Source organism: Caulobacter sp. P1_D6 (assembly GCF_056406095.1).
Window position 1 is genome coordinate 104,710 of sequence record NZ_JBFUAW010000004.1, and the last position, 22,563, is coordinate 127,272.

The 22,563-nt window shown below is 69.1% G+C and carries 15 protein-coding genes; 10 read left to right on the top strand and 5 right to left on the bottom strand.

Features of this window, described 5'->3' with window-relative positions; all coding sequences use genetic code 11:
• Positions 1-48: 48 nt before the first annotated feature.
• Positions 49-10,044 carry a M10 family metallopeptidase C-terminal domain-containing protein gene (locus tag AC1DYP_RS02610; RefSeq protein WP_477045002.1) on the bottom strand — a complete coding sequence of 3,332 codons (9,996 nt, stop codon included), beginning with the start codon at positions 10,042-10,044 and terminating at the stop codon, positions 49-51.
• Positions 10,045-10,484: 440 nt separating this feature from the next.
• Here AC1DYP_RS02610 and AC1DYP_RS02615 point away from each other — a divergent pair, with 440 nt between their 5' ends.
• Genes AC1DYP_RS02615 through AC1DYP_RS02625 form a run of 3 tightly spaced genes read left to right on the top strand, consistent with a single transcriptional unit; the run spans position 10,485 to position 12,194 of the window.
• Positions 10,485-11,024: a phage tail protein gene (locus AC1DYP_RS02615; RefSeq protein WP_477045003.1), complete on the top strand. Its 540-nt coding sequence runs from the start codon at positions 10,485-10,487 to the stop codon at positions 11,022-11,024.
• A gap of 38 nt (positions 11,025-11,062) precedes the next feature.
• Complete coding sequence (locus AC1DYP_RS02620; RefSeq protein WP_477045004.1) at positions 11,063-11,617, top strand: phage tail protein; 555 nt, start codon at positions 11,063-11,065, stop codon at positions 11,615-11,617.
• 31 nt (positions 11,618-11,648) lie between these two features.
• Positions 11,649-12,194 (top strand): phage tail protein, encoded by a 546-nt coding sequence (locus AC1DYP_RS02625; protein WP_477045005.1) that lies wholly within the window; start codon positions 11,649-11,651, stop codon positions 12,192-12,194.
• A gap of 21 nt (positions 12,195-12,215) precedes the next feature.
• Here the strand turns inward: AC1DYP_RS02625 and AC1DYP_RS02630 are convergent, their stop codons facing one another.
• Positions 12,216-12,521 (bottom strand): DUF6916 family protein, encoded by a 306-nt coding sequence (locus AC1DYP_RS02630; protein WP_477045006.1) that lies wholly within the window; start codon positions 12,519-12,521, stop codon positions 12,216-12,218.
• 35 nt (positions 12,522-12,556) lie between these two features.
• Between AC1DYP_RS02630 and AC1DYP_RS02635 the strand changes: the two genes are divergently transcribed.
• The 7 genes from AC1DYP_RS02635 (at position 12,557) to AC1DYP_RS02665 (ending at position 19,719) form a co-directional block, all read left to right on the top strand.
• Positions 12,557-13,114 carry a GNAT family N-acetyltransferase gene (locus tag AC1DYP_RS02635; protein ID WP_477045007.1) on the top strand — a complete coding sequence of 186 codons (558 nt, stop codon included), beginning with the start codon at positions 12,557-12,559 and terminating at the stop codon, positions 13,112-13,114.
• Positions 13,111-14,088 carry a Gfo/Idh/MocA family protein gene (locus tag AC1DYP_RS02640; protein ID WP_477045008.1) on the top strand — a complete coding sequence of 326 codons (978 nt, stop codon included), beginning with the start codon at positions 13,111-13,113 and terminating at the stop codon, positions 14,086-14,088. The genes AC1DYP_RS02635 and AC1DYP_RS02640 overlap by 4 nt, the downstream gene beginning before the upstream one ends.
• A gap of 227 nt (positions 14,089-14,315) precedes the next feature.
• Positions 14,316-15,674: a nucleotide sugar dehydrogenase gene (locus tag AC1DYP_RS02645; protein ID WP_477045009.1), complete on the top strand. Its 1,359-nt coding sequence runs from the start codon at positions 14,316-14,318 to the stop codon at positions 15,672-15,674.
• 1 nt (position 15,675) lies between these two features.
• The gene (locus AC1DYP_RS02650) at positions 15,676-16,317 is read left to right on the top strand and encodes an acyltransferase (RefSeq protein WP_477045010.1); all 642 of its coding nucleotides are present in this window, start codon (positions 15,676-15,678) and stop codon (positions 16,315-16,317) included.
• Positions 16,314-17,228 carry an NAD-dependent epimerase/dehydratase family protein gene (locus tag AC1DYP_RS02655; RefSeq protein ID WP_477045011.1) on the top strand — a complete coding sequence of 305 codons (915 nt, stop codon included), beginning with the start codon at positions 16,314-16,316 and terminating at the stop codon, positions 17,226-17,228. Before AC1DYP_RS02650 ends, AC1DYP_RS02655 begins: the two co-directional genes overlap by 4 nt.
• Positions 17,225-18,325 carry a non-hydrolyzing UDP-N-acetylglucosamine 2-epimerase gene (gene wecB / locus AC1DYP_RS02660; RefSeq protein WP_477045012.1) on the top strand — a complete coding sequence of 367 codons (1,101 nt, stop codon included), beginning with the start codon at positions 17,225-17,227 and terminating at the stop codon, positions 18,323-18,325. Before AC1DYP_RS02655 ends, wecB begins: the two co-directional genes overlap by 4 nt.
• Positions 18,322-19,719 carry a hypothetical protein gene (locus AC1DYP_RS02665; protein ID WP_477045013.1) on the top strand — a complete coding sequence of 466 codons (1,398 nt, stop codon included), beginning with the start codon at positions 18,322-18,324 and terminating at the stop codon, positions 19,717-19,719. Before wecB ends, AC1DYP_RS02665 begins: the two co-directional genes overlap by 4 nt.
• A gap of 13 nt (positions 19,720-19,732) precedes the next feature.
• Here AC1DYP_RS02665 and AC1DYP_RS02670 read toward each other — a convergent pair whose 3' ends face one another.
• The 3 genes from AC1DYP_RS02670 to AC1DYP_RS02680 form a co-directional block, all read right to left on the bottom strand.
• Positions 19,733-19,891, bottom strand: a complete 159-nt coding sequence (locus AC1DYP_RS02670) for a hypothetical protein (protein WP_477032159.1) — start codon at positions 19,889-19,891, stop codon at positions 19,733-19,735.
• Positions 19,888-20,907: a hypothetical protein gene (locus tag AC1DYP_RS02675; protein ID WP_477045014.1), complete on the bottom strand. Its 1,020-nt coding sequence runs from the start codon at positions 20,905-20,907 to the stop codon at positions 19,888-19,890. Before AC1DYP_RS02675 ends, AC1DYP_RS02670 begins: the two co-directional genes overlap by 4 nt.
• A gap of 116 nt (positions 20,908-21,023) precedes the next feature.
• Positions 21,024-22,187 carry a helix-turn-helix domain-containing protein gene (locus tag AC1DYP_RS02680; protein WP_477045015.1) on the bottom strand — a complete coding sequence of 388 codons (1,164 nt, stop codon included), beginning with the start codon at positions 22,185-22,187 and terminating at the stop codon, positions 21,024-21,026.
• Between the last annotated feature and the right edge of the window lie 376 nt (positions 22,188-22,563).

The following is a 22,563-nucleotide window of genomic DNA, read 5'->3' on the forward strand; positions in this document are numbered from 1 at the left end:
TGTGATACGCCCAGATCAACACTCAAGATTGATCTGGGCGCGAAGTCGCTACAGCAGGATGTCCGACGCGGCGAGCGTGCCGGTGACCTTCAGGGCGATCACGAAGTCGGCCACCCCGTCGCCGTTCACGTCGCCCGAGACGTGGTAGTAGCCCGAGGCGTCCGGGGCGGCGATGATCAGCTGGCCCGCCACGCTGGAGAAGCTGGTCACCACCGAGAAGGCGTCGTTGGCGCCCGTGCCGGAATTGGCGTCGATGCCGGTCAGGTCCAGCTTGTCGGCCTCGGCGCCGCTGAAGTCGAAGATCAGGTCCTGGGCGAACGGCGCGCTGTCGGCCGGAGCGGTGTAGACGAAGCTGTCCGCCCCCGCGCCGCCCAGCATGAAGTCGGCCCCGCCGGCCCCGGTCAGGGTGTCGTTCCCGTCCATGCCGTACAGGATGTCGTTGCCCGCGCCGGCGACCAGGGTGTCGGCGATGTTGGCGCCGGTGCCGTCGCCGACCATCACGAAGGACTGGGTGGCGCCGCCGCTGGCGATCACGTCGGTGGCCTTCAGCGAGGTGCCCGAGACGGTGATCACCGACTGGAAGTTCCCGCCGGCGTCGGGCGCCGAGTAGATGAAGGTCGTTCCGGCATAGTGCGCGATGGTGACCTTGCCGCCGTCGATCGCCGAGATGTCGATCTTGTCTTGGTTGGAGGTGAAGTCGATGACGCTGTCGTAGGCGCTGAAGTTCGAGTTCGAGATCGAGTCGTAGCGGAAGGTGTCATGCGCGGCGCCGCCGTACATGATGTCGGCGCCGTCGCCGCCGGTCAGGGTGGAGTCGGTCGCGCCGCCGACCAGGACGTCGTCCCCGCTGCCGCCCGCCAGGCTGTCGCTGCTGACGCCGGCGCCGCCATGGCTTCCGTCGTCGCCGAACATCGAGAACTTGACGCCGTTGCTGACGATCAGGTCCGAGGTCCTGATGTCGCCGAAGACCTGGATGACGCTCGAGTTTCCGGGGGCGCCGAAATAGATGAAGGTGCTCGCGCCGAAGCGCGCCAGGATGACGATGCCGTCGTCGGCCGCCCTGAGGTCCAGCTTGTCCTGGCCGGTCTGGAAGTCGGTGATCACGTCCCAGTGCAGGATGGGCGAGTCGTTGTCGTCGTAGACGAAGGTGTCGAGCCCCGCTCCGCCGGTCAGGATGTCGCCGCCGCCGTAGCCGCGGATGGTGTCGTTGCCGCCCGAGCCGTTGATGACGTCGGCGGCCAGGCCGCCCGTCAGGACGTCCGCGCCGGCCGACCCGTTCAGCGTGAACCCGTGCCCGCCCCAGCCGGTGACGATGTCGCTGACCTCCAGGCCCAGGCCCAGGAACTTGATCTGGCCTTCCGCCGTACCGTCGCCGTCCTGGTCGATCAACAGGGTCTTGTCGGTCCCGTCGGTGTTCAGGGTCAGCTTGCTGGAGTGGTTCAGCAACGGCACGAGCCGGAGTGAATCAACGTCGTGGGTGAAGTCGGTGATGGTGTCGAAGGCGGCGATGGTGCTGTCGCCGATGGCCTCGTAGGCGAACAGATCCGTTCCGCCGCCGCCCGTGATGGTGTCGGCCCCGCCCTTGCCCGTCAGATTGTTGGCCGAGGCGTTGCCGATCAGGATGTTGGCGTTGGCGTCGCCGGTCTCCGAGCCGGTGACGGTCACCGTCAGCTGGGCCGTCGCCGAGGCGCCGGAAGGATCCTTGATCGTGTAGTCGAACTTGTCGGTCACCACCTGGCCGACGACCAGACCTTCGTAGTCGGCCTTGTAGGTGTACGTGCCGTCCGGATTGATCGTCAGCTTGCCGTAGGCGCCGTTCACCACCGTGCCGCCGGCCACGACGGCCTGGTCGACGTGGGTGGTGTTGAAGGCGACGTTGGTCACCGTCAGCGTGCCCAGCGCGTTGTCGATGTCGCCGTCATTGGTGCGGACCGAGTCCACGGTGGTGGTCAGACGCTGGGTCACGGACTTGGCGTCGTTGGCGGCGGTGGGCGCGTCGTTGACGTTGGCGACCGCCGCGGTGGCGGCGCTGGTCTTGCTCTCCGCCGTGCTGCGCTGGTCGGTGTAGCCGACCACCACGCGGATGGTCGCGCCGACGTCGGTGTCGCCCAGGGTGTAGGTCGCCTGGTCGGTTCCGACATTGACGAAGCCGCTGCCGGCGTTGCGCTGCCACTGGTAGTGCAACGGACCCAGGCCATCGGCGTCGGCCAGGGTCGAGACGTTGGCGGTCAGGACCTGGTCTTCGGCGACCGTGCCGGCGATCGTCACCGTGCCGGTCGGCAGGTCGTTGACATTGGCCACAGCCGCGGTCGCGCCGCTGGTTTCGCTTTCGAGCACGCCCTGGCCGTCGGTGAAGCTGACGGTCACGCGGATCATGGCGCCGACATCGGCGTCGCCCAGGGTGTAGGTCGCCTGGTCGGTTCCGACGTTGACGAAGCCGCTGCCGCTGTTGCGCTGCCACTGGTAGTGCAGCGTGCCCAGGCCGGCGGGATCGGCCAGGGCCGAGGTGTTGGCGGTCAGGACCTGGTCCTCGGTCACCGTGCCGGTGATCGTCACCGCTCCAGTGTGCGGACCATTGGCGGGAAGGATCGTCGAGGTGGCGGCGCTGGTCGCCGACTCCGCCGTGCCGTGGCCGTCCGTATAGCTGGTCACAGCCCGGATCACGGCGCCGAGGTCGGCGCCGACGAGCGTGTAGGTCGACTGGTCGGTCCCGATATTGACGAAGCCCGCACCGGAGTCGCGCTGCCACTGGTAGTGCAGCGTGCCCAGCCCGTCGACGTCGGCCAGGGTCGAGGCCACGGTCAGGACCTGGCCCACGTTCACGGCGCCCGTGATCGAGACGCCGCCGGTGTGCGGGTCGTTGACGTTGGCGATCGCCGCGGTGGAGGCGCTGGTCGCCGACTCCGCGAAGCCCTGGCCGTCGGTGTAGCTGACCACCACGCGCACGATCCCGCCGACGTCGGCGTCGCCCAGGGTGTAGGTCGCCTGGTCCGCGCCGACATTGACGAAGCCCGAACCGACGTCGCGCTGCCACTGGTAGTGCAACGTGCCCAGGCCGTCGACGTCGGCCAGGGTCGAGGCGGCGGTGAGGACCTGGTCCTCGGTCGCCGTACCGGTGATCGACGCGCCGCCGGTGTGCGGGTCGTTGACCCCGGCGATGGCGGCCGCGGCCGACGAGGTCACCGCTTCGGCCGTGCCTTGGCCGTCGACATAGGACACCACCACGCGAACCGTGCCGCCCACGTCGGCGTCGCCCAGGGTGTAGGTCGCCTGGTCGGTTCCGACATTGACGAAGCCGCTGCCGGTGTTGCGCTGCCACTGGTAGTGCAGCGTGCCCAGGCCGTCGACGTCGACCAGTGACGCCGTGCTGGCCGTCAGGACCTGGTTCTCGGTCGTTGTGCCGGTGACGCTGACGCCGCCGGTCGGGGCGTCATTGACGTTGGAGATGCTCGCCGTGGAGGCGCTGGTCGCCAACTCGGAGAAGCCCTGCTGGTCGGTGTAGCTGATCACCACCCGGACGATGCCGCCCACGTCGGAGTCGCTCAGGGTGTAGGTCGCCTGGTCGGTCCCGACATTGACGAAGCCCGAACCGACGTCGTGCTGCCACTGGTAGTGCAGCGTGCCCAGGCCGTCGATGTCGGCCAGGGTCGAGGTGGCGGTGAGGACCTGGTTCTCGGTCGGCGTGCCGGTGATGCCGGCGCCGCCGGTGTGGGGATCGTTGACCCCGGCGATGGCCGTGGTCGCCGCGCTGGTGACCGCTTCGGCCGTGCCCTGCTGGTCGACATAGGCGACCACCACGCGGATCGTGCCGCCGACATCGGCGTCGCCCAGGGTGTAGGTCGCCTGGTCGGTCCCGACATTGACGAAGCCGGAGCCGGTGTTGCGCTGCCACTGGTAGTGCAGCGTGCCCAGGCCGTCGACGTCGACCAGTGACGCCGTGCTGGCCGTCAGGACCTGGTTCTCGGTCGTCGTGCCCGTGATCGAGACGCCGCCCGTCGGGGCGTCGTTGACGTTGGAGATGCTCGCCGTGGAGGCGCTGGTCGCCGACTCGGAGAAGCCCTGGCCGTCGGTGTAGCTGATCACCACCCGGACGATGCCGCCGACGTCGGAGTCGCTCAGGGTGTAGGTCGCCTGGTCGGTCCCGACATTGACGAAGCCGCCGCCGACGTCGTGCTGCCACTGGTAGTGCAGCGTGCCCAGGCCGTCGATGTCGGCCAGGGTCGAGACCGCCGTCAGGACCTGGTCCTCGGTCGCCGTGCCGGTGATGCCGGCGCCGCCGGTGTGGGCGTCGTTGACTCCGGCGATGGCCGCGGTGGCCGCGCTGGTGACGCTGTTGGCGAAGCCCTGGCCGTCGGTGTAGCTGACCACCACCCGCACGATCCCGCCGACATCGGCGTCGCCCAGGGTGTAGGTCGCCTGGTCGGCCGCGCCGGTGCTGACGAAGCCCGAACCGGTGTTGCGCTGCCAGTCATAGTGCAGCGTGCCCAGGCCGTCGGAGTCCGCCAGGGTGGCGGTGTTGGCGGTCAGGACCTGGTTCTCGGTCGGCGTGCCGGTGATCGACGCGCCGCCGGTCGGGGCGTCATTGGTCGCCGAGATCGCGGCGGTGGACGCGCTGGTCGCCGATTCCGCCGTGCCCTGGTCGTCGGTGTAGCTGATGACCACGCGGACCACGCCGTCGATGTCCCCGTCGCCCAGGGTGTAGGTCGCCTGGTCGGCGCCGACATTGACGTAGCCGCCGCCGACGTCGTGCTGCCACTGGTAGTGCAGCGTGCCCAGGCCGTCGTTGTCGGCCAGGGTCGAGACAGCGGTCAGGACCTGGTCCTCGGCCGCCGTGCCGGTGATGCCGGCGCCGCCGGTGTGCGGATCGTTGACGTTGGCGATGCTCGCCGTGGAGGCGCTGGTCGCCGACTCGGAGAAGCCCTGGCCGTCGGTGTAGCTGATCACCACCCGGACGATGCCGCCGACGTCGGAGTCGCCGAGCGTGTAGGTCGCCTGGTCGGTGCCGACATTGACGTAGCCGCCGCCGACGTCGTGCTGCCACTGATAGTGCAGCGTGCCCAGGCCGTCGATGTCGGCCAGGGTCGAGACCGCCGTCAGGACCTGGTCCTCGGTCGCCGTGCCGGTGATGCTGGCCCCGCCCGTGTGCGGATCGTTGACCCCGGCGATGGCCGTGGTCGCCGCGCTGGTCAGCGCCTCGGCCGTGCCCTGGCCGTCGGTGTAGCTGACCACCACGCGGATCGTGCCGCCGACATCGGCGTCGCCCAGGGTATAGGTCGCCTGGTCGGTTCCGACGTTGACGAAACCGCTGCCGGTGTTGCGCTGCCACTGGTAGTGCAGCGTGCCCAGGCCGTCGGCGTCGACCAAGGACCCGGTGTTGGCCGTCAGCACCTGGTTTTCGGTCTTGGCGCCGGTGATCGAGACGCCGCCCGTGGGGACGTCATTGACGTGGGTGATGCTCGCCGTGGAGGCGCTGGTCGCCGACTCGGAGAAGCCCTGGCCGTCGGTGTAGCTGATCACCACCCGGACAATGCCGCCGACGTCGGCGTCGCCCAGGGTGTAGGTCGACTGGTCGGCCCCGACATTGACGAAGCCCGCGCCCACGTCGTGCTGCCACGTGTAGTGCAGCGTGCCCAGGCCGTCGACGTCGGCCAGGGTCGACACCGCGGTCAGCACCTGGTCCTCGGTCGCCGTGCCGGTGACGCTGGCGCCGCCGGTGTGCGGGTCGTTGACCGCGACGATCGCGGCGCTGGTCGCGCTGGTGACGCTGTTGGCGAAGCCCTGCAGGTCGGTGTAGCTGACCACGACGCGGACCACGCCGCCGACGTCGCCGTCGCCCAGGGTATAGGTCGCCTGGTCGGTTCCGACATTGACGAAGCCGGAACCGGTGTTGCGCTGCCACTGGTAGTGCAGCGTGCCCAGCCCGTCGGCGTCCGCCAGGGCGGAGGTGTCCGCCGTCAGGACCTGGTTCTCGGTGGTCGTGCCGGTGATCGACGCGTTGCCGGTCGGGGCGTCGTTGACGGCCGCGATCGCCGCGGTCGCCGCGCTGGTCGCCGATTCCACCGTGCCGCCGGCGTCGGTGTAGTAGATGATCGTGCGGACCACGCCGCCGACGTCGGCGTCGGTCAGGGTGTAGGTCGCCTGGTCGGCGCCGACATTGACGTAGCCGCCGCCGACGTCGTGCTGCCACTGGTAGTGCAGCGTGCCCAGGCCGTCCGGGTCGACTATGGTCGAGACCGCGGTCAGGACCTGGTCCTCGGCCGCCGTGCCGGTGATGCTGGCGCCGCCGGTGTGGGCGTCGTTCTGGGCGGTGATGTTGACCACCACCGAGCCGCCGTTCGCCAGGGCTCCGCCGGTTCCCTGGCCGCCACCGTCGTTGAGGCTGTAGTTCAGCGTCACCGAAGCGGGCGGCGCGTCGCTGGTGTTCTGGTATCCGATGTGCTGGATGACGTCGTTGACCAGCGCCGTCGTCGCCGTCGCGGCCGAGCTGGTGAAGGTGATCGTCAGCACGTTGCCGATGATGATGGCGGTCCCGAACGTCAGGCCACCGACCCGCAGCTCACTGGTTGGGACGTCGACCGTGAACAGCCCGCCGCTGAACAGACCAAAGAGGTCGGCGGCGTTGGGCGAGGCGCGCTGGACCGTGAAGGTGGCCCCGGCATAGTCGCCGGCGCCGCCGTTGCGGGCGTCGAGATCGACGTCCGACACGGTCAGCGTGCCGAGCAGGCTCGTCATCGATTGTTCGAAGGCGCCGACCGTCGTCGCGCTGGCCGGGACCATGGGCGCGTCGTTCACGGCCGTGATGCTGGTGCTCAGGTCGATGCTGGCGTCGCTGAACCGGGTCTGGCCGCCGTTGACGCTGACGTCCAGGGTCGCGCCGGTCGTGACCGCGCCGCCGGAATTGTCGATCAGATAGGCCGTCAGGGCCGGGACCGCGCCGTTGAAATTGGCGGCGGGCAGGAAGCGGACCAGGGTTCCGGCCGCCAGCACCAGGGCCGAGCCCTCGCTGGGCGAGCCGATCGTGGTCCAGGCGCCGTTGAAGTACTGCCAGACACCCTGCGTCGAGGCCGCGTTGCCGGTGATCGCCACGCCGGCCAGGCCGTCGCTGTCGGGATCGGTGAAGTGCGACGTGAACAGGCTCGAGACGCTGGCGCCCGCGGGCGCGGCGGTGTCTTCGGCGACCGACGCCAGGGTGGCCGAACCGCTGGCGACCGGCGCGTCGTTGGTCGCCGTGACCGTGATGCCCAGCGTCAGGGCGGCGCTGTAGGGCGTGCTGCCGCCGGTCGTGGTGAGGTCCGGAGTGGCGCCGGTGGTCACCGCGCCGGACGAGTTGTCGATCATCGAGACGACCAGCGTCGGCGGCGTGCCGGAATAGTCGGCCGCCGGCACGAAGCGCACCAGGGTGCTGGCGTCCAGCACGAAGGCGCTCGAGGCCGAGACGGCCGGCAGGTCGTGCCAGGCCCCGGCGTCGAAGTACTGGTAGACGCCCTGGGCGGCGGTCGCCGAGTTGCCCGTCACCGCCACGCCGGCCAGGGTGTTGGCCGACGAACCGCCGGACACCTGGTCCTTGGCGTCGGAGAAGTGGCTGGTGAACAGCGACGACACCGTCTCGCCGGCGCCGGGCGCGGAGTCCTCGCCGATGGTCGCCAGGCTGACGGCCGAACCGCCCGTGACGGTCGGGGCGTCGTTGACCGCGGTGACGGCATGGCTGAGCACCACCGTGCCGGTGCTGTACTGGGTCGACCCGCCGCTGGTGGTGGTGTTGACGACCACGCCGTTGGTCAGGGCGCCGCTCGAGGCGTCGACCAGCCTGACCGTCAGGGTCGGCGCCGGCCCGTTGAAGTCGGTGGCCGGCAGGAAGCGGATCGGGGCCGTGGCGGCGAGCGTCACCGCCGCGGCGGTCGAGGCCGCGCCGATGTTCACCCAGGTCGAGCCGTTATAGTACTGCCATTGGCCCGTACCGGCGGAGGAGCCGTTGGCGGTCACCGCCACGCCGGCGAAGGTGTCGGTGTCGGGGTCGCTGTACTGGCCGCTGAACAGGGTCGAGACCGTGTTGGTCAGGGCCGCGTTGGCCACCTCCTCGTTGGTCGCGCCCAGGACCTCGGTGCCGTCGCCGGCCACGACCGGCGCGTCGTTCACGCCGATGATGGTGATGGTGTAGCCGTCGGTGTCGCTCTGCGCGCCGCCGGTGCCGGTGGCCCCGCCGTCGCTGGTGACGACGGTCAGGGTGTCGGTGCCGCTGACGTTGGTGTTGCCGTGGAACAGCAGGCCGTTGCTGGCCGCCAGGGTGGTGTTGATCGCGTTGATCGTGCCCGTGACGGTCACCGAGCCGGTGCCGTTGCCGGTGATGTTGCCCGCCGTCAGGCCGCTGGCGACGTTGGTCCGCAGGGTCAGTATGCCCTTGGTCACGCTCAGGGTGACCGTCATCGTCGCCGAGGCCGGATTGGCGTCGACGTCGCTGACCTGCAGACCGGTGACGGCGATATCGGCGTTCTCGTTGCCGGTGGCGCTGGAGACCGTGCCGTTGACCGGCGCGTCGTTGACCGCCGAGAGGTTGAGCGTGCTCGTGGTGCTGTTGACCGACCCGGCCAGCACGCCCTGCGTGCCGTCGTTGATCGTCCAGGTGAGGGTGCGCGAGGTGTTGGCGCCGTAGTTCGTCGGGTTGTCGCCCGTCGCCCAGTAGACGAGTCCCGCCATCGCGGTCTGGTAGTGGGCGAAGGTGTCGTAGCCGCTCAGCGTCAGGGTTTCGCTCGCCGCGTTCCAGCTGATCGTGATGCTGGTGCCGGCGATCGTGCCCGAGATCTGCTTGCTGGCGCTGTAGCCGAGATGATCGTCGGCCGTGCTGTTCTCGTTGGACGAGAACGTGCCGCCGGTGATCTGAACCGTGGCGCCGGTCAGGTAGCCGCCGTCGGTGTCGGTGATCGTGGGCGAGCCGGTCAGCAGGGTGGTCGTGGCTCCCTGCTCGGTCGTGGCCGTGGCCGTGCCGCTGACGCTCAGGGCCGCCAGGTCGACGAAGGTCATGCCCTCGGTGACGGCGCCGTTGACGGTGAGGCCCGGATTGATCGTGCGGATCAGCGAGGCGGTGGTCCCGGCGCCGTCCAGCTGGAAGACGTAGATCCTGTTGTCGGCGGCGCCGGGACTGGCCTCGGAGCTCTCGAGATAGATCTGGCGCGTGCTCTGATCGAACGCCATGTCGCCGCCGTAGTAGACGTTGGCGGGCAGGCCGGTCAGCGTCACCTTGGTGGCGGTGGCGCCCGTCGCGTTCTCGCTGACGTACCAGAGGGCGTTGTCGTTGGCGTCGTAGTTGACGTTGGGCGAGGGACTGCGCGAGCGGGTCGTGAAATAGACCAGGTCGGTGGTCTCATCGACCTCGACGTCCATGATCTGGCCGTTGCTCAGGTCCACCGGGAACTGGGCGACGGTGAGCATGTTGGTGGCGACGTTCGGGCTGGACAGATCGATGCGGAACAGCCCCGACGTCAGACCGTCGACCGCCTCGGTGTAGAACATCCGGTTGATCGAATAGTCGATGGCGAAGTCGAACGGGTCGAGAATCTTGCTGCCGCCCGCGTCCGCCCGGTTGTCGGTGTTGGCCGTGGTCAGGAAGCCGGTGTCGGTGACCGCGCCCGTCGAAGGGTCGTAGGTGTAGACCTTGATGCCGGTGATGGCGCCGTTCGTTCCGAGGCCGTCCTGGACGCCGACATAAATCTTATGGTTGATCGCATCGACTTCGATGGTGTTGACGATCAGGCCGTCGGCGAAGTCGACCACGATGACCGGGGCCGCCCCGCCCCCGATGGTCCCCCGCACCAGATAGGCGGTGTCGTTCTGCGGCGCCGGGGCGTTGGTGATCGCGAAATAGAAGCCGGCCGCGGTGTCGACACCGACGTCGGCGGTGAACGAGCTGATGAAATCGTCATCGCCCGTGCCCGCCCCGCCGTTGTCGTTGACGATGGTGCTGGTGGTGCCGTCGTCGTTGATCCGCACCAGACGGGTTTCGGCGTCGCCGCCCTCGGTCAGGTACCACAGTTGCCCGGAAAACGGCATGAATTCAACCCCTTGCCTCGGACAAACGGCACGCCAGCCGACGCGCACGCAGTGCCCCGGGACGCCCGCCCCGTATGAAATCGATGAAGAGGGAACTGCGGGCGCGCACGTCGTGCGGCTCACTGTGGGAGACGGAAATCCGCGCGTGCGAAACGTCTTTTTTCGCGGCCGCCCCTCACTCCCCCCTTGCTCTAGTCAAACCTTAAACGCAACCTTAACGAGGAGTCCAGGGGTTCACAAGTAAACATACGCAGATCAGCGAACATCGTTCGCCTACCTGTTGTGCAGCTCAGGATAGTGAGATACGAGAGAGTCAATCGCGGGGCGGGGGCGCCTATTCTTGATCAAGGTTAAGACGCGAGCGCGACCTAAGGTTTAGTTTGCCTGGTCGCGACTTCAAGCTTGGGCTTCGAAGACTTCTGGGAGCGAGGGAGACAACAATGACCGAGCCTTATCTTGGCGAAATCCGCATGTTCGGGGGCAACTTCGCGCCCAGGGGATGGGTGATGTGCGACGGCCAACTGCTGTCGATCGCCGAGAACGACACGTTGTACGTGCTGCTGGGCACCACCTACGGCGGCGATGGGCAAAACACGTTCGGCGTGCCCGACCTGCGCGGCCGCGTTCCGACGCACCAGGGTTCGAGGAGCGGTCAGACCTATATGATAGGCCAGCTGGCCGGCAGCGAGTCCGTCACCCTGAACCCCAGCCAGTTGCCGTCGCACACCCATCCGACCTACGCGGTCTCGGTGGCGGGCGCGGTGGCCGTCCCGACCGCGGCGACGATGATTTCCGACCAGGGCCCGGCCGGCCAGAACATCAGCGCCTACGCGCCCTACAACGCGGCGAACGAGCAGATCGCCTTGTCGGCCAACTCGACCTCGCTCGCCGGCGGCAACCAGCCCCACAACAACATGCAGCCCTATGTGGGCGTCAATTTCATCCTCGCGATCGCCGGCATCTTTCCGCCCCAGAACTGAGGCCCTTCCGCCCGAAGACCCTTTGGAGACTCAAAGACATGAGTGATCAATTCCTGGCGGAAATCCGCATGTTCGGCTTCGGCTTCGCCCCCTACGGCTGGGCGCTGTGCAACGGCCAGATCATGCCGATCCAGCAAAACACCGCCTTGTTCTCGCTGCTCGGCACCACGTTCGGCGGCAACGGCACCTCCAACTTCGGCCTGCCCAATCTGATGGGCAGCATCCCGCTGCACGTCGGGCGCAACCAGCCCGGACCCGGCCTCAGCGTCTACGACCTGGGGGAGATGGGCGGCTCGACCAGCGTGACGATCCTGGACGCCGAGATGGCGGCGCACAGCCACTCGCCGATGGTGACCACGGTCCCCGGAACCGTCACGACCTCGGCCAACAACCAGCCGGCCAGGGCCTATACCGGCAATCTCCAAGGCAACACCCAGGGCCTGCGCTACGCCAACGTCGCCGCCCCGGTCACGCAGCTGCCGATCCAGACCATGACCGCCGTCGGCGGCAGCCAGCCCCACAACAACGTCATGCCGACGCTGTTCGTGAACTACTGCATCGCCCTGCAGGGCGCCTTCCCGGCTCGCAACTGATCCGCCGCGACGAACACGAGGAGCAAAACTCATGACGATGCAATATATCGGCGAAGTGCGGATCATGGCCTTCAACTATCCCCCCAAATATTGGGCGGTGTGCAACGGCCAGACACTGTCGATCCAACAGAACCAGGCGCTGTTCTCGTTGCTGGGCACCACCTACGGCGGCAACGGGGTGAACACCTTCCAGCTGCCGAACCTGCAGACGATGGTCCCGGGCCACATGTCCTCGACCTATCCCCTGGGCGCGATCGCCGGCGAGTACAGCCACACGCTGCTGCTGACCGAAATCCCGCAGCACGTGCACTTCCTGAAGGTCGACGCCACCGCGGCCGGCGGGAGCAACGTGTCCGCCGCCCAGGCGGGCTACGCCTTCGGCCAGAACAGCAGCAGCGCCAGCACGGGCGATCCTCCGCCGTTCAACACCTACAGCACCGCGACGACGCCCGTGGCGCCCCTGGCCCCCCAGGCGATGGGAAACGCGGGCGGCAGCCAGCCGCACGAGAACCGCCAGCCGTTCCTGACGCTGAACATCTGCATCGCCCTGCAGGGGATCTTCCCGTCGCGGAACTAGGTTTGGATTTATGGCGTGGCTTCAGTTGAACACGGCCTGATAGTCCTGCCGCTCTCGCGCGGGCGTGTGGACCGGGATCAGGTACAGGTCATAGGCGGTTCCGTCCTCGCGCGCGATCGTATGCATGCCCTCGGCGAGCACATCGCCGGGGGGACCGCTGAAGATCAGGACGAACGGCTCGAAAGCCGGATCTCCGTGACCCGGCTGGCTCGCGAGCCGCTCGACCTCCGTCAGCGACAGGACATGACGGCCGCCCTCGACGCGGAACGACGTCCCCAGGTGCGGGGCGAAGGTGTCGGCGGTCAGGGCGACGAACTCGGCGGCCATGGAATCCCTCGGGTCAGAATCGAAGCGCGGCCATTATGACGACCTCGCCACCTGGACGGGAAGAGCCTGTCGCATCGCGCCCCGGTCACGCAAGTCCGGTCCGGTTCGCCCTGCGCCCCGAGGTCGAGGCTGACGCGCCCTTCCGCCTGGCGCTGTTCCGCGCCTCGCGCGGGCCGGGCTGGGACCAGATCCCCCTGCCCGCCGACATGCTGACCAAGATCATGGAGCAGCAGTTCCACGCCCAGACCCAGGGCTATCGCGCGGCCTATCCCCAGGCGCGGCTCGAGATCGTCACCGTCGACGCCGCGCCGGTCGGGCGGCTGGCCACCGACCGGGGCGCGGGCGCCATGCACCTGATCGACATCGCGCTGATCCCAGAACGGCGCGGCCAGGGGATCGGCGGGGCGATCCTGCGCGCGCTGATCGACGAGGCGGCCGCCGCCGGCGCGCCGCTGATCCTGCAGGTGGCCCGCGACAACCTCGCGGCCCAGCGGCTGTATCATCGCCAGGGCTTCGTCATGACGGAGGCGAACGACACCCACCTGACCCTGCGCCGGCCCGCCCCGCCTTCGACTCCAGGGGACGCGGCTTGACCCGGATCGCCGTGGTCGGCTGCGGCGCCTGGGGCCGGAACCTGATCCGGACCTGCGCCGAGCTGAACGTGCTGGGCGCGGTGATCGACACCGACGCCGCGGTCGCCGGGCGAGAGGCCGCGGCCTGGAACGTCCCCGCCCTCCCCCTGGCCCAGGCCCTGGACGACGCCCGACTGGACGCGATGATCATCGCCGCCCCCGCCCCGGTCCACGCCGCGCTTAGCCGCCTGGCCCTGGACCACGGCAAGGACGTCTTCGTCGAGAAGCCCCTGGCCTCCGACCTGGCCGAGGCCGAGGCCCTGGCCGCCCATGTCGCGCGGTCGGACCGGGTGTTCATGATCGGCCACCTGCTGCGCCACCATCCGGCGTTCGAGGCCCTGGCGGCGATCGTCGCGCGCGGCGAGATCGGGGCCCTGCGCTACATCACCGCCTCGCGGCTGAGCCTGGGCCGGGTGCGCACGCACGAGAACGCCTTTCTCAGCCTCTCGCCCCACGACGTCTCGATGATCCTGGCCCTGGCCGACGCCGCGCCGACCAGCGTGGCGGCGACCGGCCGGGCCTTCGTCACGCCCGGTGTCGCCGACGAGGTCCACGCCGATCTCGGCTTTGCCGGCGGTCTCCACGCCCACATCGCCGCCGGCTGGCTCAGCCCGTTCAAGGAGCAGAAGCTGGTGGTGGTCGGCGAGACCGGGGCCCTGGTGTTCGACGACGTCCGTCCCTGGCCGGAAAAGCTGATGCGGCGCGACCAGGCCGTGAGCCTGACGGCCGCCGGGCCGGTCGCCGCTGGAGGCGAGCCCCGCTTCGTCGATCTGCTTGCCGAGCCGCCCCTGACCAGAGAAATCCGCCACTTCGTCGAGTGTTGCCAGACCAGAAACGCGCCTTTGACGGGTATCGATGAAGGTTTTCGCGTACAACGGGTGCTTGAGCAGGTTCAATACCAATTGAACCATTGCCTCGATCAGCTTCGGACCTAGTCAGCGATCGGGATCATCTTGCGACAACTCGCATAACGCCGTTCCAAGACTTTCTCATATATAGTAAAGGCACTCTTGTCGGATAAGACTAGGGTAAATACCTTTCAGAACTCAGCAAATATACCCGAGACAAACACCCTTTTCCCGAAGGCTTTCAACGCGTACGATCCCGCCATGTCGAGGGGCGCATTGACCTCCAGTAAGAACGCCTGCCGCGCGAGGGGCCAATGAACGTCCACGTTCCGACGTTTCCATTGCACACAGACGACAACTTAACGTCGAACTTTCAAATCCTGGCCCGGAAAATCCTGCAACGCGAAGCCGTCGTCGGTGTCGTCGGCATGGGCTATGTCGGCCTGCCGCTGTCGGACGCCTTCTGCTCGGCGGGCTTTCGGGTGATCGGCTTCGACCTGGACGAGACCCGCCTGGCGACCCTGAACCGGGGCGCGTCGTATCTGAGCCACTTCGCCGACGCGCGCGTGGCGGCCATGCGCGAGCGGGGCTTCGCCGCGACCAGCGCGCCGGACGTCCTGGCCCGCGCCGACGCGGTGCTGATCTGCGTGCCCACCCCGATCACCTCGCATAACGCCCCGGACCTGAGCCACGTGGTCGAGGCCGCCGAAACCCTGGCGACCGTGCTGCGCCCGGGCCAACTGATCGTGCTGGAGTCCACCACCTTCCCCGGGGCCACCGTCGAGGTGCTCAAGCCGATCCTGGAGCGTTCGGGCCTGCGGGCCGGCCGCGACTTCGCCCTGGCCTATTCGCCCGAGCGCGAGGACCCCGGCAACCACGCCTTCACCACCGCCTCGACCCCCAAGATCGTCGGCGCCGACAGCGAAGCCGAACGCCACCTGGCCTGCGCGCTCTACGACGCCATCACCGCCACGGTGCCGGTCCGCGACACGCGCACCGCCGAGGCGGTCAAGCTGACCGAGAACGTCTTCCGGTTCGTCAACATCGCCCTGGTCAACGAACTGAAGGTCAGCTTCGAGGCCCTGGGCATCGACATCTGGGAGGTGATCCACGCCGCCCAGACCAAGCCCTTCGGCTATATGCCGTTCTTCCCCGGCCCCGGCGTCGGCGGCCACTGCATTCCGGTGGACCCCTTCTACCTGGCCTGGCGGGCCAAGGCCGAGGGGGCGACGCTGAAGATGGTCGAGCTGGCCGGCGAGATCTCGCAGGCCATGCCCGGGCGGGTGGTCGACAAGACGCTGGAGGCCCTGGCCAAGCGCGGATGCTCGCCGATCGGCGCCCACATCCTGATCGTCGGCGTGGCCTACAAGCGCAACATCGACGACACCCGCGAGACCCCGGCCCGCGACATCATCGAGATCCTGCGCAGCCGCGGCGCGCGGGTCAGCTACCACGACCCGCTGGCGCCCGAGCTGATGGTCGGCGACACGCTGATGCAGTCGATCGACATCGGCCGCGACGCGCTGGCCGGCTTCGACTGCGCCATCATCGTCACGGACCACGACGCGCTCGACTACGCCCGACTGGTCCGCGAGACGCCGCTGGTGATCGACACCCGCAACGCCGCCGCCCGGGTCGATCCCGCCCTGGCCGGCAAGATCGTGAAGGCCTGAGATGAGCGCCGCCTCGTCATCGGACCGCCCGCTGGCCTGGGCCCATCCCTCGGCCGAGGTCGAGCCGGGCGCGGTGCTGGGCGCCGGCACCCGGGTCTGGCGGTTCAGCCACGTGGCGGCCGGGGCCCTGATCGGCGGCGACTGCGTGATCGGCCAGAACGTCGCCATCGGCCCCGGCGTGATCATCGGCGCCCGCTGCAAGATCCAGAACAATGTCAGCCTCTATGCCGGCGTAGTCCTGGAGGACGGCGTGTTCTGCGGTCCCAGCTGCGTGTTCACCAACGTCACGACGCCCCGAGCCGAGATCGACCGCAAGGCCGAGTTCAGGCCCACCCGCGTTGGACGCGGCGCGACGATCGGGGCCAACGCCACCATCGTCTGCGGCAACGCCCTGGGCGCCTGGTGCCTGATCGCCGCCGGCGCCGTGGTCACCCACGACGTCCCGCCTCTGGCGCTGATGGCCGGCGTTCCGGCCCGCCGGGTCGGCTGGGTCAGCCACGCCGGCGAGGTGTTGGGCCCGGACCTGGTCTGCCCCCGCACCGGCGACCGCTATGCCGAGCGACCGGACGGGCTGCGGCGGGTGATCAACCTGTCGGGCTTCGGCGAAGATCCCAGTGAAGAACAGTCAGCGAGCGTCGGATGAAGCGGGCCCTGGTCATCGGATCGGAAGGCAATATCGGCAAGCCCCTGGCGGCGCACCTGCGCGCCCAGGGCTGGGAGGTGCTGTGCGCCGACATCAAGCCCGGCTGGCGCAAGGACTACCTGCAGGTCGACATCAACCAGCCGGCCGACCTGATGCCGACCCTGCGCTGGAAGCCGGACGTGATCTTCGCCCTGGCGGCCGTGGTCAGCCGGGTGACCTGCGAGCAGGCCTCCAGCCTGGCGGTCAGCACCAATCTGGGCGGGCTGAACAACGTGGTGCTGCTGGCCCAGGCCGCCGACGCCAAGCTGGTCTATTTCTCGACCTCGGAAGTCTACGGCCCCACCGACGGGCCGATGGACGAGACCCTGACGGTTCCCCGCCCCAACAACCGCTACGGCCTGACCAAGCTGCTGGGCGAGCAGCTGGTCGACTATGAGGTGGCCCAGCACGGCCTGCGCGCGGTCACCCTGCGGCCGTTCATGATCTATGACGAGAACGAGGACTTCGGCGACCACCGCTCGGCGATGATCCGCTTCGCCCACGACCTGGCGCGCGGCCGGCCGATCCAGGTGCATCGCGGCAGCGCCCGGGGCTGGCTGCACATCTCCGACGCCGTGCGCGCCATCGAGGCCGCCGCCGGGGTCGAGGAGCACGCGGTGATCAATATCGGCCACCCGGACGTGACGCCGATCGAGGCCCTGGCCGAGGGCTTGCGGACCCGGCTGAACGCCTCGCCGTCGCTGGTCACGCCGCACGACCTGCCGGCCCGGATGACCGCCGCAAAGCAGCCCAGCCTGGCCCGCATGCGCGACCTGCTGGGCGTGACGCCGAAGGTGTCGCTGGACGAGGGCCTGGACCGCGTGACGGCGCGGGTGCGGGCCCGCCTGGCTCATTCGGGACAGCCGGCGTGACAGGCCGTGTCATGGGGCGCCTGCTGACCGTGGTCGGCGCCCGGCCGCAGTTCGTCAAGGCCATGCCCGTCAGCCGCGCCATCGCCCGAACGCCGGGCCTGGCCGAGGTGATGGTCCATACCGGCCAGCACCATGACGCGACCCTGTCGGACCGCTTCTTCCGCGAACTGGACCTGCCCGAACCGGCCGAGAACCTGGGCGTCCACGGCGGCTCGCACGGCGAGATGACCGGGCGGATGCTGGCCGCCCTCGACGGGGTCATCGCCCGCCACGCGCCCGACCTGGTGATCGTCTACGGCGACACCAACTCGACCTTGGCCGGCGCCCTGGCGGCCGCCAAGTCCGGCGTGCCGGTGGCCCATGTCGAGGCGGGGCTGCGGGTCTTCGACCGGTCGATGCCCGAGGAGACCAACCGCGTGGTCGTCGACCATCTGAGCCGGCTGCTGTTCGCCCCCACCCGGGCCGCGGTCGGCCACCTGGCGCGCGAAGGCCTGGTCGAGGGCGTGCATCATGTGGGCGACGTGATGCAGGACGCGGTCCTGGCCATGGCCGCCCTGCCCCGCCCCGCCGACAGCGTCCTGTGCCGCCTGAACCTGCCGCTCGGCGCCTACGCCGTCGCCACCCTGCACCGCGCGGCCACCACGGACAGCGCCGCCAGCCTGGCCGCCGCCGTGGGCTATCTGCGCCAGCATGTCGGCCGGGGTCCCGTGATCCTGCCCCTGCATCCGCGAACCCGCGAGGCGGCGGCCCGGTTCGGCGTCGACCTGGCCGGCCTGACGGTGATCGAGCCCGTGGGGCCGATCGACATGCAGCGGCTGCTGGCCCACTGCGCCTTGGTGCTCACCGATTCCGGCGGCCTGCAGAAGGAGGCCTATTTTCATCGCAAGCCCTGTGTCACCCTGCGCGACGACACCGAATGGAGCGAGACGGTGGACGCGGGGTGGAACCGGCTGTGGACCGTGAACGACTACCGGCCCCGGCGTGAGATCGACGACTACGGCGCCGGCGACGCCGCCGAGCGGATCGTCGAGACGATCGCCCGTTTTCTCGAAGGCGAGCTAGCCGCGCCGCGCGCCATGACCGGAGCCCGTCCATGAAGGACACGCATGACCAGCCTCGGGGCGACCGTCCCCGGCCGCCTCTGCCCGCTCACGACGTGTCGCCCGAGCAGGCCCTCGAGAACGCGCTGAACGGCGAGGCGCGGCCGCTGCGCATCCTGCTGGCCTGCAACTACGACCCGGCCAACGCCGCCACGGTCTGCGACCACATCAACGCCTTCGCCCGCTATTCGCGCCACGAGGTCCGGGTGCTGTCGCGGACCGGCGAGATCTTCGACGGCGTGAAGCTGGAGACCTTCGACGCGGTCGTGATCCACTATTCGCTGTTCCTGGCGATCGAGGCCTTCGTCGGCCCGCGCTCGCGTCGCGCCCTGGCCGCCTTCCGCGGGGCCAAGGCGGTGTTCATCCAGGACGAATACCGCTTCGTGAACGCCACCCTCGACGCGCTGGAGGCCTGCGGCGTGGACCTGGTCTTCACCTGCCTGGGGCCGACCGAGGCCGAGCAGGTCTACGGCAAGGCCGGCAAGCTGCGCACCCAGCAGGTGCTGACCGGCTACGTGCCCCAATGGCTGACCCAGTACCCGCCCGTGCCGCTGGCGGCCCGCAAGACCATGGTCGGCTATCGCGGGCGCACCTATCCGGCCTGGCACGGCGAGCAGGGCCGCGAGAAGATCCGGATCGGCAAGCTGTTCAAGCGCGACGCCAAGCGGTTCGGCATCTCGACCGACATCGCCTGGTCCGAACGCAGCCGGCTCTACGGCCGCGACTGGGTCAAGTTCATCCGAAGTTGCCAGGCCGTGCTGGCGGTCGAGAGCGGGGCCAGCGTCTTCGACTTCGACGGCGCGGTGGCCGCCCGCACCGAAAGCTTCGCCGCGCTGATCGAGCGTCCGCACCCGATCCCCGCCCTGGCCCGCAAGCCCTCGTACGAGATGCTGCGCGACCGGTTCTTCGCCGGGCAGGAAGACCAGATCGACATCGCCCAGATCTCGCCCCGGGTCTTCGAGGCGATCGCCCTGCGCACCCTGATCATCGCCTATCCGGGACGCTATTCGGGCGTGCTGGAGCCGTGGCGGCACTATGTCCCGCTCGACAAGGACCACGGCAACATGGCGCAAGTGGCGGCCGTGCTGCGCGATCCGGAGCGGGTCGCCGAGATCATCACCAACGCCTATGCCGAAATCGCCCTCAACCCCGCCTATGGCTACGGGGCGATGATCGAGGTGTTCGACCAGCAGGTCGCCGAGACCGCGGCCGGCCGGCCGGCCGCGGTGACCACCGACCGCATCGACGCCAAGTTCCGCAAGGCCTTCCCGTTCATGGCCATCGACAATCCGCACGAGATGCGCCCCCCGGGCCTGGCCTGGCGGCTGGCGCGCGCCGCCGTGCGCCGCGCGGGGCTGGAAGGCCTGGCGCGCCGCCTGCTGCGGCGATGATCGCGGACAAGGCCTAGTCCACGCCGATCCAGCGCCGCAGGAACGGCAGGCGCGCGACGGCGCCCAGCCGCCGCCGCAGCATCGGCGCCTTGAGCAGGCGCGCCTCCACGATGATCACCGCCCAGGCGGCGCAATCGCGCAGGCGCAGGAACAGCGGCAGGCCCCGCTTCACGCCAGCACCTGATCGGTGATCTCGGCCACCGCCGTGCGCCAGCTGTAGCGGCCCGACGCCACGATCTCGTCGTGGGCCCGGTCGACCATCGCCTGGGCTCGTTGCGGATCGCGGCTGAGATCGAGGGCCGCCTCGATGTCGGACAGGTCGCGGCGGACCGGCTGGTAGTGGGTCCCGGCCTCGAGGACGCCGCTGTAGTCGCCCTCCACCAGCACCTGGAAGGTCCGGGTCGCCACGGCCTCGAGGTGGCGGGGCGACATGGCGCGGATCTCGGGCTGGGGCGTCAGGGCGGCGGCCGGATCGACCAGCGACGAGCCGCCCTCGACCCYGACCACCGCCCGGCTGGCGCCCAGCAGGCGGAGCCAGGCGTCGCCGACCAGCCTGCGCTCGCCGTCCACCGCCACGTCGGCGCGATGGCCCCGCGCCTGGGCCCAGGCCGCCGCCTTCAGCCCGACCTCGCGCTTGAGCACCCCCATCTCGCCCAGCCAGGCCGGCGTCTCCCAGGCCCGATAGCTGACCGCGATCGATCGCCGCGCCAGGTCGCTGGAGGTCCGCCGCGCCAGCCCGTCGTCGACATAGCTGGGCAGGAAGCGCCGCAGGGCGAACGGCCGCTGCGCGACCGGATAGACGCTGTCCCACAGCGCCGGCTCCAGCGCCGTGAGCAGCAGGTCGATCCGCGCCTCGACCAGGAAATCGCGCAGGTCCTGAAGGCCGAGGAACTCGTCGAGCGGCGCGGCCACGCGCCGCGATCGCGCCGGAACCGCGTCCATCGCCCGCCGCAGGCCGCCCAGGCCGACGCGGGTGTAGCGCGCGGTCAGGGCGGTGGCGTCGACCACCACCAGGTCGGGATCCAGCCCCGTGATCCAGGCCGGATTGAACGGAAACCCGATGTTCAGGAAGCTCACCCGCCCGGGGAAACAGGCCTTCCAGGCGAAGATCCGCTGATGCTCCCAGCGGCGCATCGGCCACTGGCCGCGCCAGTTGTACAGGACCACGGCGGTCGGTCGGTTACGCATGCCCGGCGAACTAGACGCCGAAACGGGCACGGAGGAAACGCGAAGCCATCAACGCCGCCCTGCACGGGAGCGCCTGGCGCGCTCGCCTCAAGCGTCGGCGGCGTCGGCGGTCGCTGTCAACGCCTAAGGCTGTCGCCCTGAGCCGCGCTCTGAGCAGCCCCCTGGGCCCCGCGCAGGGTTTCGGACGGAGACTCGCCGAACATCGCCCGATAGGCGCCCGAGAACCGCCCCAGCTCCCAGAAGCCCTGGTCCAGCGCCACCTGGGTCACCGTGGTCGGCCGATTGCCGGCGTCCAGCAGCCGGGCCCGGGCCGCCGACATGTTCTTCAGCCGCAGATAGGCCTTGGGGCTGACGTCGAGCAGGTCGTGGAAAGCGCGGTACAGCGTGCGGCGCGAGATGTTCAGGGCCAGGCAGATATCCTCGATCTGCACGGCCTGGCGGGCCCCGCCGCTTTCCAGGAAGTCCTCCGCGCCCCGTACGATGCGGGCGGCGTTCAGCGCGCCCTGCCGGCGGGCGCCCTCGACCTTGACCTCGGCCAAGGCCGACAGCACGCCGTCCAGCAGCTCGTTGCGCAGGAAGGCGACGGCGCCGCTCGGCACGCCGGCTCCCAGGGTCCGCAGCATGCCGGAGCAGCCCTGCAGCACGCGCTTGCAGGCGGCCCGGGCCTCGGGCGGCGGCGAATAGACGGCGGGTTCGGTCCAGAAGCACGGGTCGGCCAGCCATTCGAACGCCTCGGCCCGCTGCATCACCAGGCCCCACGGCGCGGTGACGACGGCGTAGGCGACGTGGCCCTGGAACCGTCCGTCCAGCTCGCCGCCCGGCGGGATGGCGATGACGTCGCCCTCCTCGATTCGGTGGCCCCACTGGTTGAGCACGCCCTCCTGCTCCATCACCGAAACCAGGCTGAAGGCCTTGCGCGCCATGACCCCGCGCACGCGGAGGTCGCCGTCGAACGCCCCGGCGTCGAAGCCCATGTCGCCCAGGCTGGCCCGCAGCAGGTGGCCACGGCACGGCTCGGGCGTCAGCTGGGTGATCGCCAGGTCGCGGCCGGCCGTGTGGGCCCAGACCTCGTGCGGGCCGCGGGTCTCGCTCAGGACCACACGGCCCAACGACACCGGCGCCGCGCGCGCGCCGAACGACCGCTGCTCGTCCAGCCCTCCGGAGACCAGTCCGTCGTCGCTCAGGCTGTCGTTCGGCTTGGTCGTCGCGGGTTGCCGCCAGTCAGCGGTCGACCAAGATCGAGAATGAGAGTGTGTTCCCCGCATGCCTTCATTGTCCATCGGACCTCTCCTGGCGGAGACCATGCGATCAATGGCGTCTGCACCAAAGCTTTAAGCGATCGCACCCGTCGTCACGCCCGATTCACCCTTCGAGGATGGCACGGACCATCTTTGTTGTAAGTAAGGTGAAACCACTAGAAAGCATCGAAACAGCAGAGAAAATTACAAAATTTGCGAATGGCGCAGCTTGATAACCAAGTTTTGTGTATAGTTAATTTAATATTATTCATTAATACACAAAATTAGAAGGAACAGATGCGCGATTGGCACTTGCCGCATAGCAGACCGAGAGATTCGGAAGAAACATGACGGCGAAACAGGGTCACGGAGGACTCTATGGCTCGTCAAAATTGGAAGGAAATGGCGATCTTCGGGA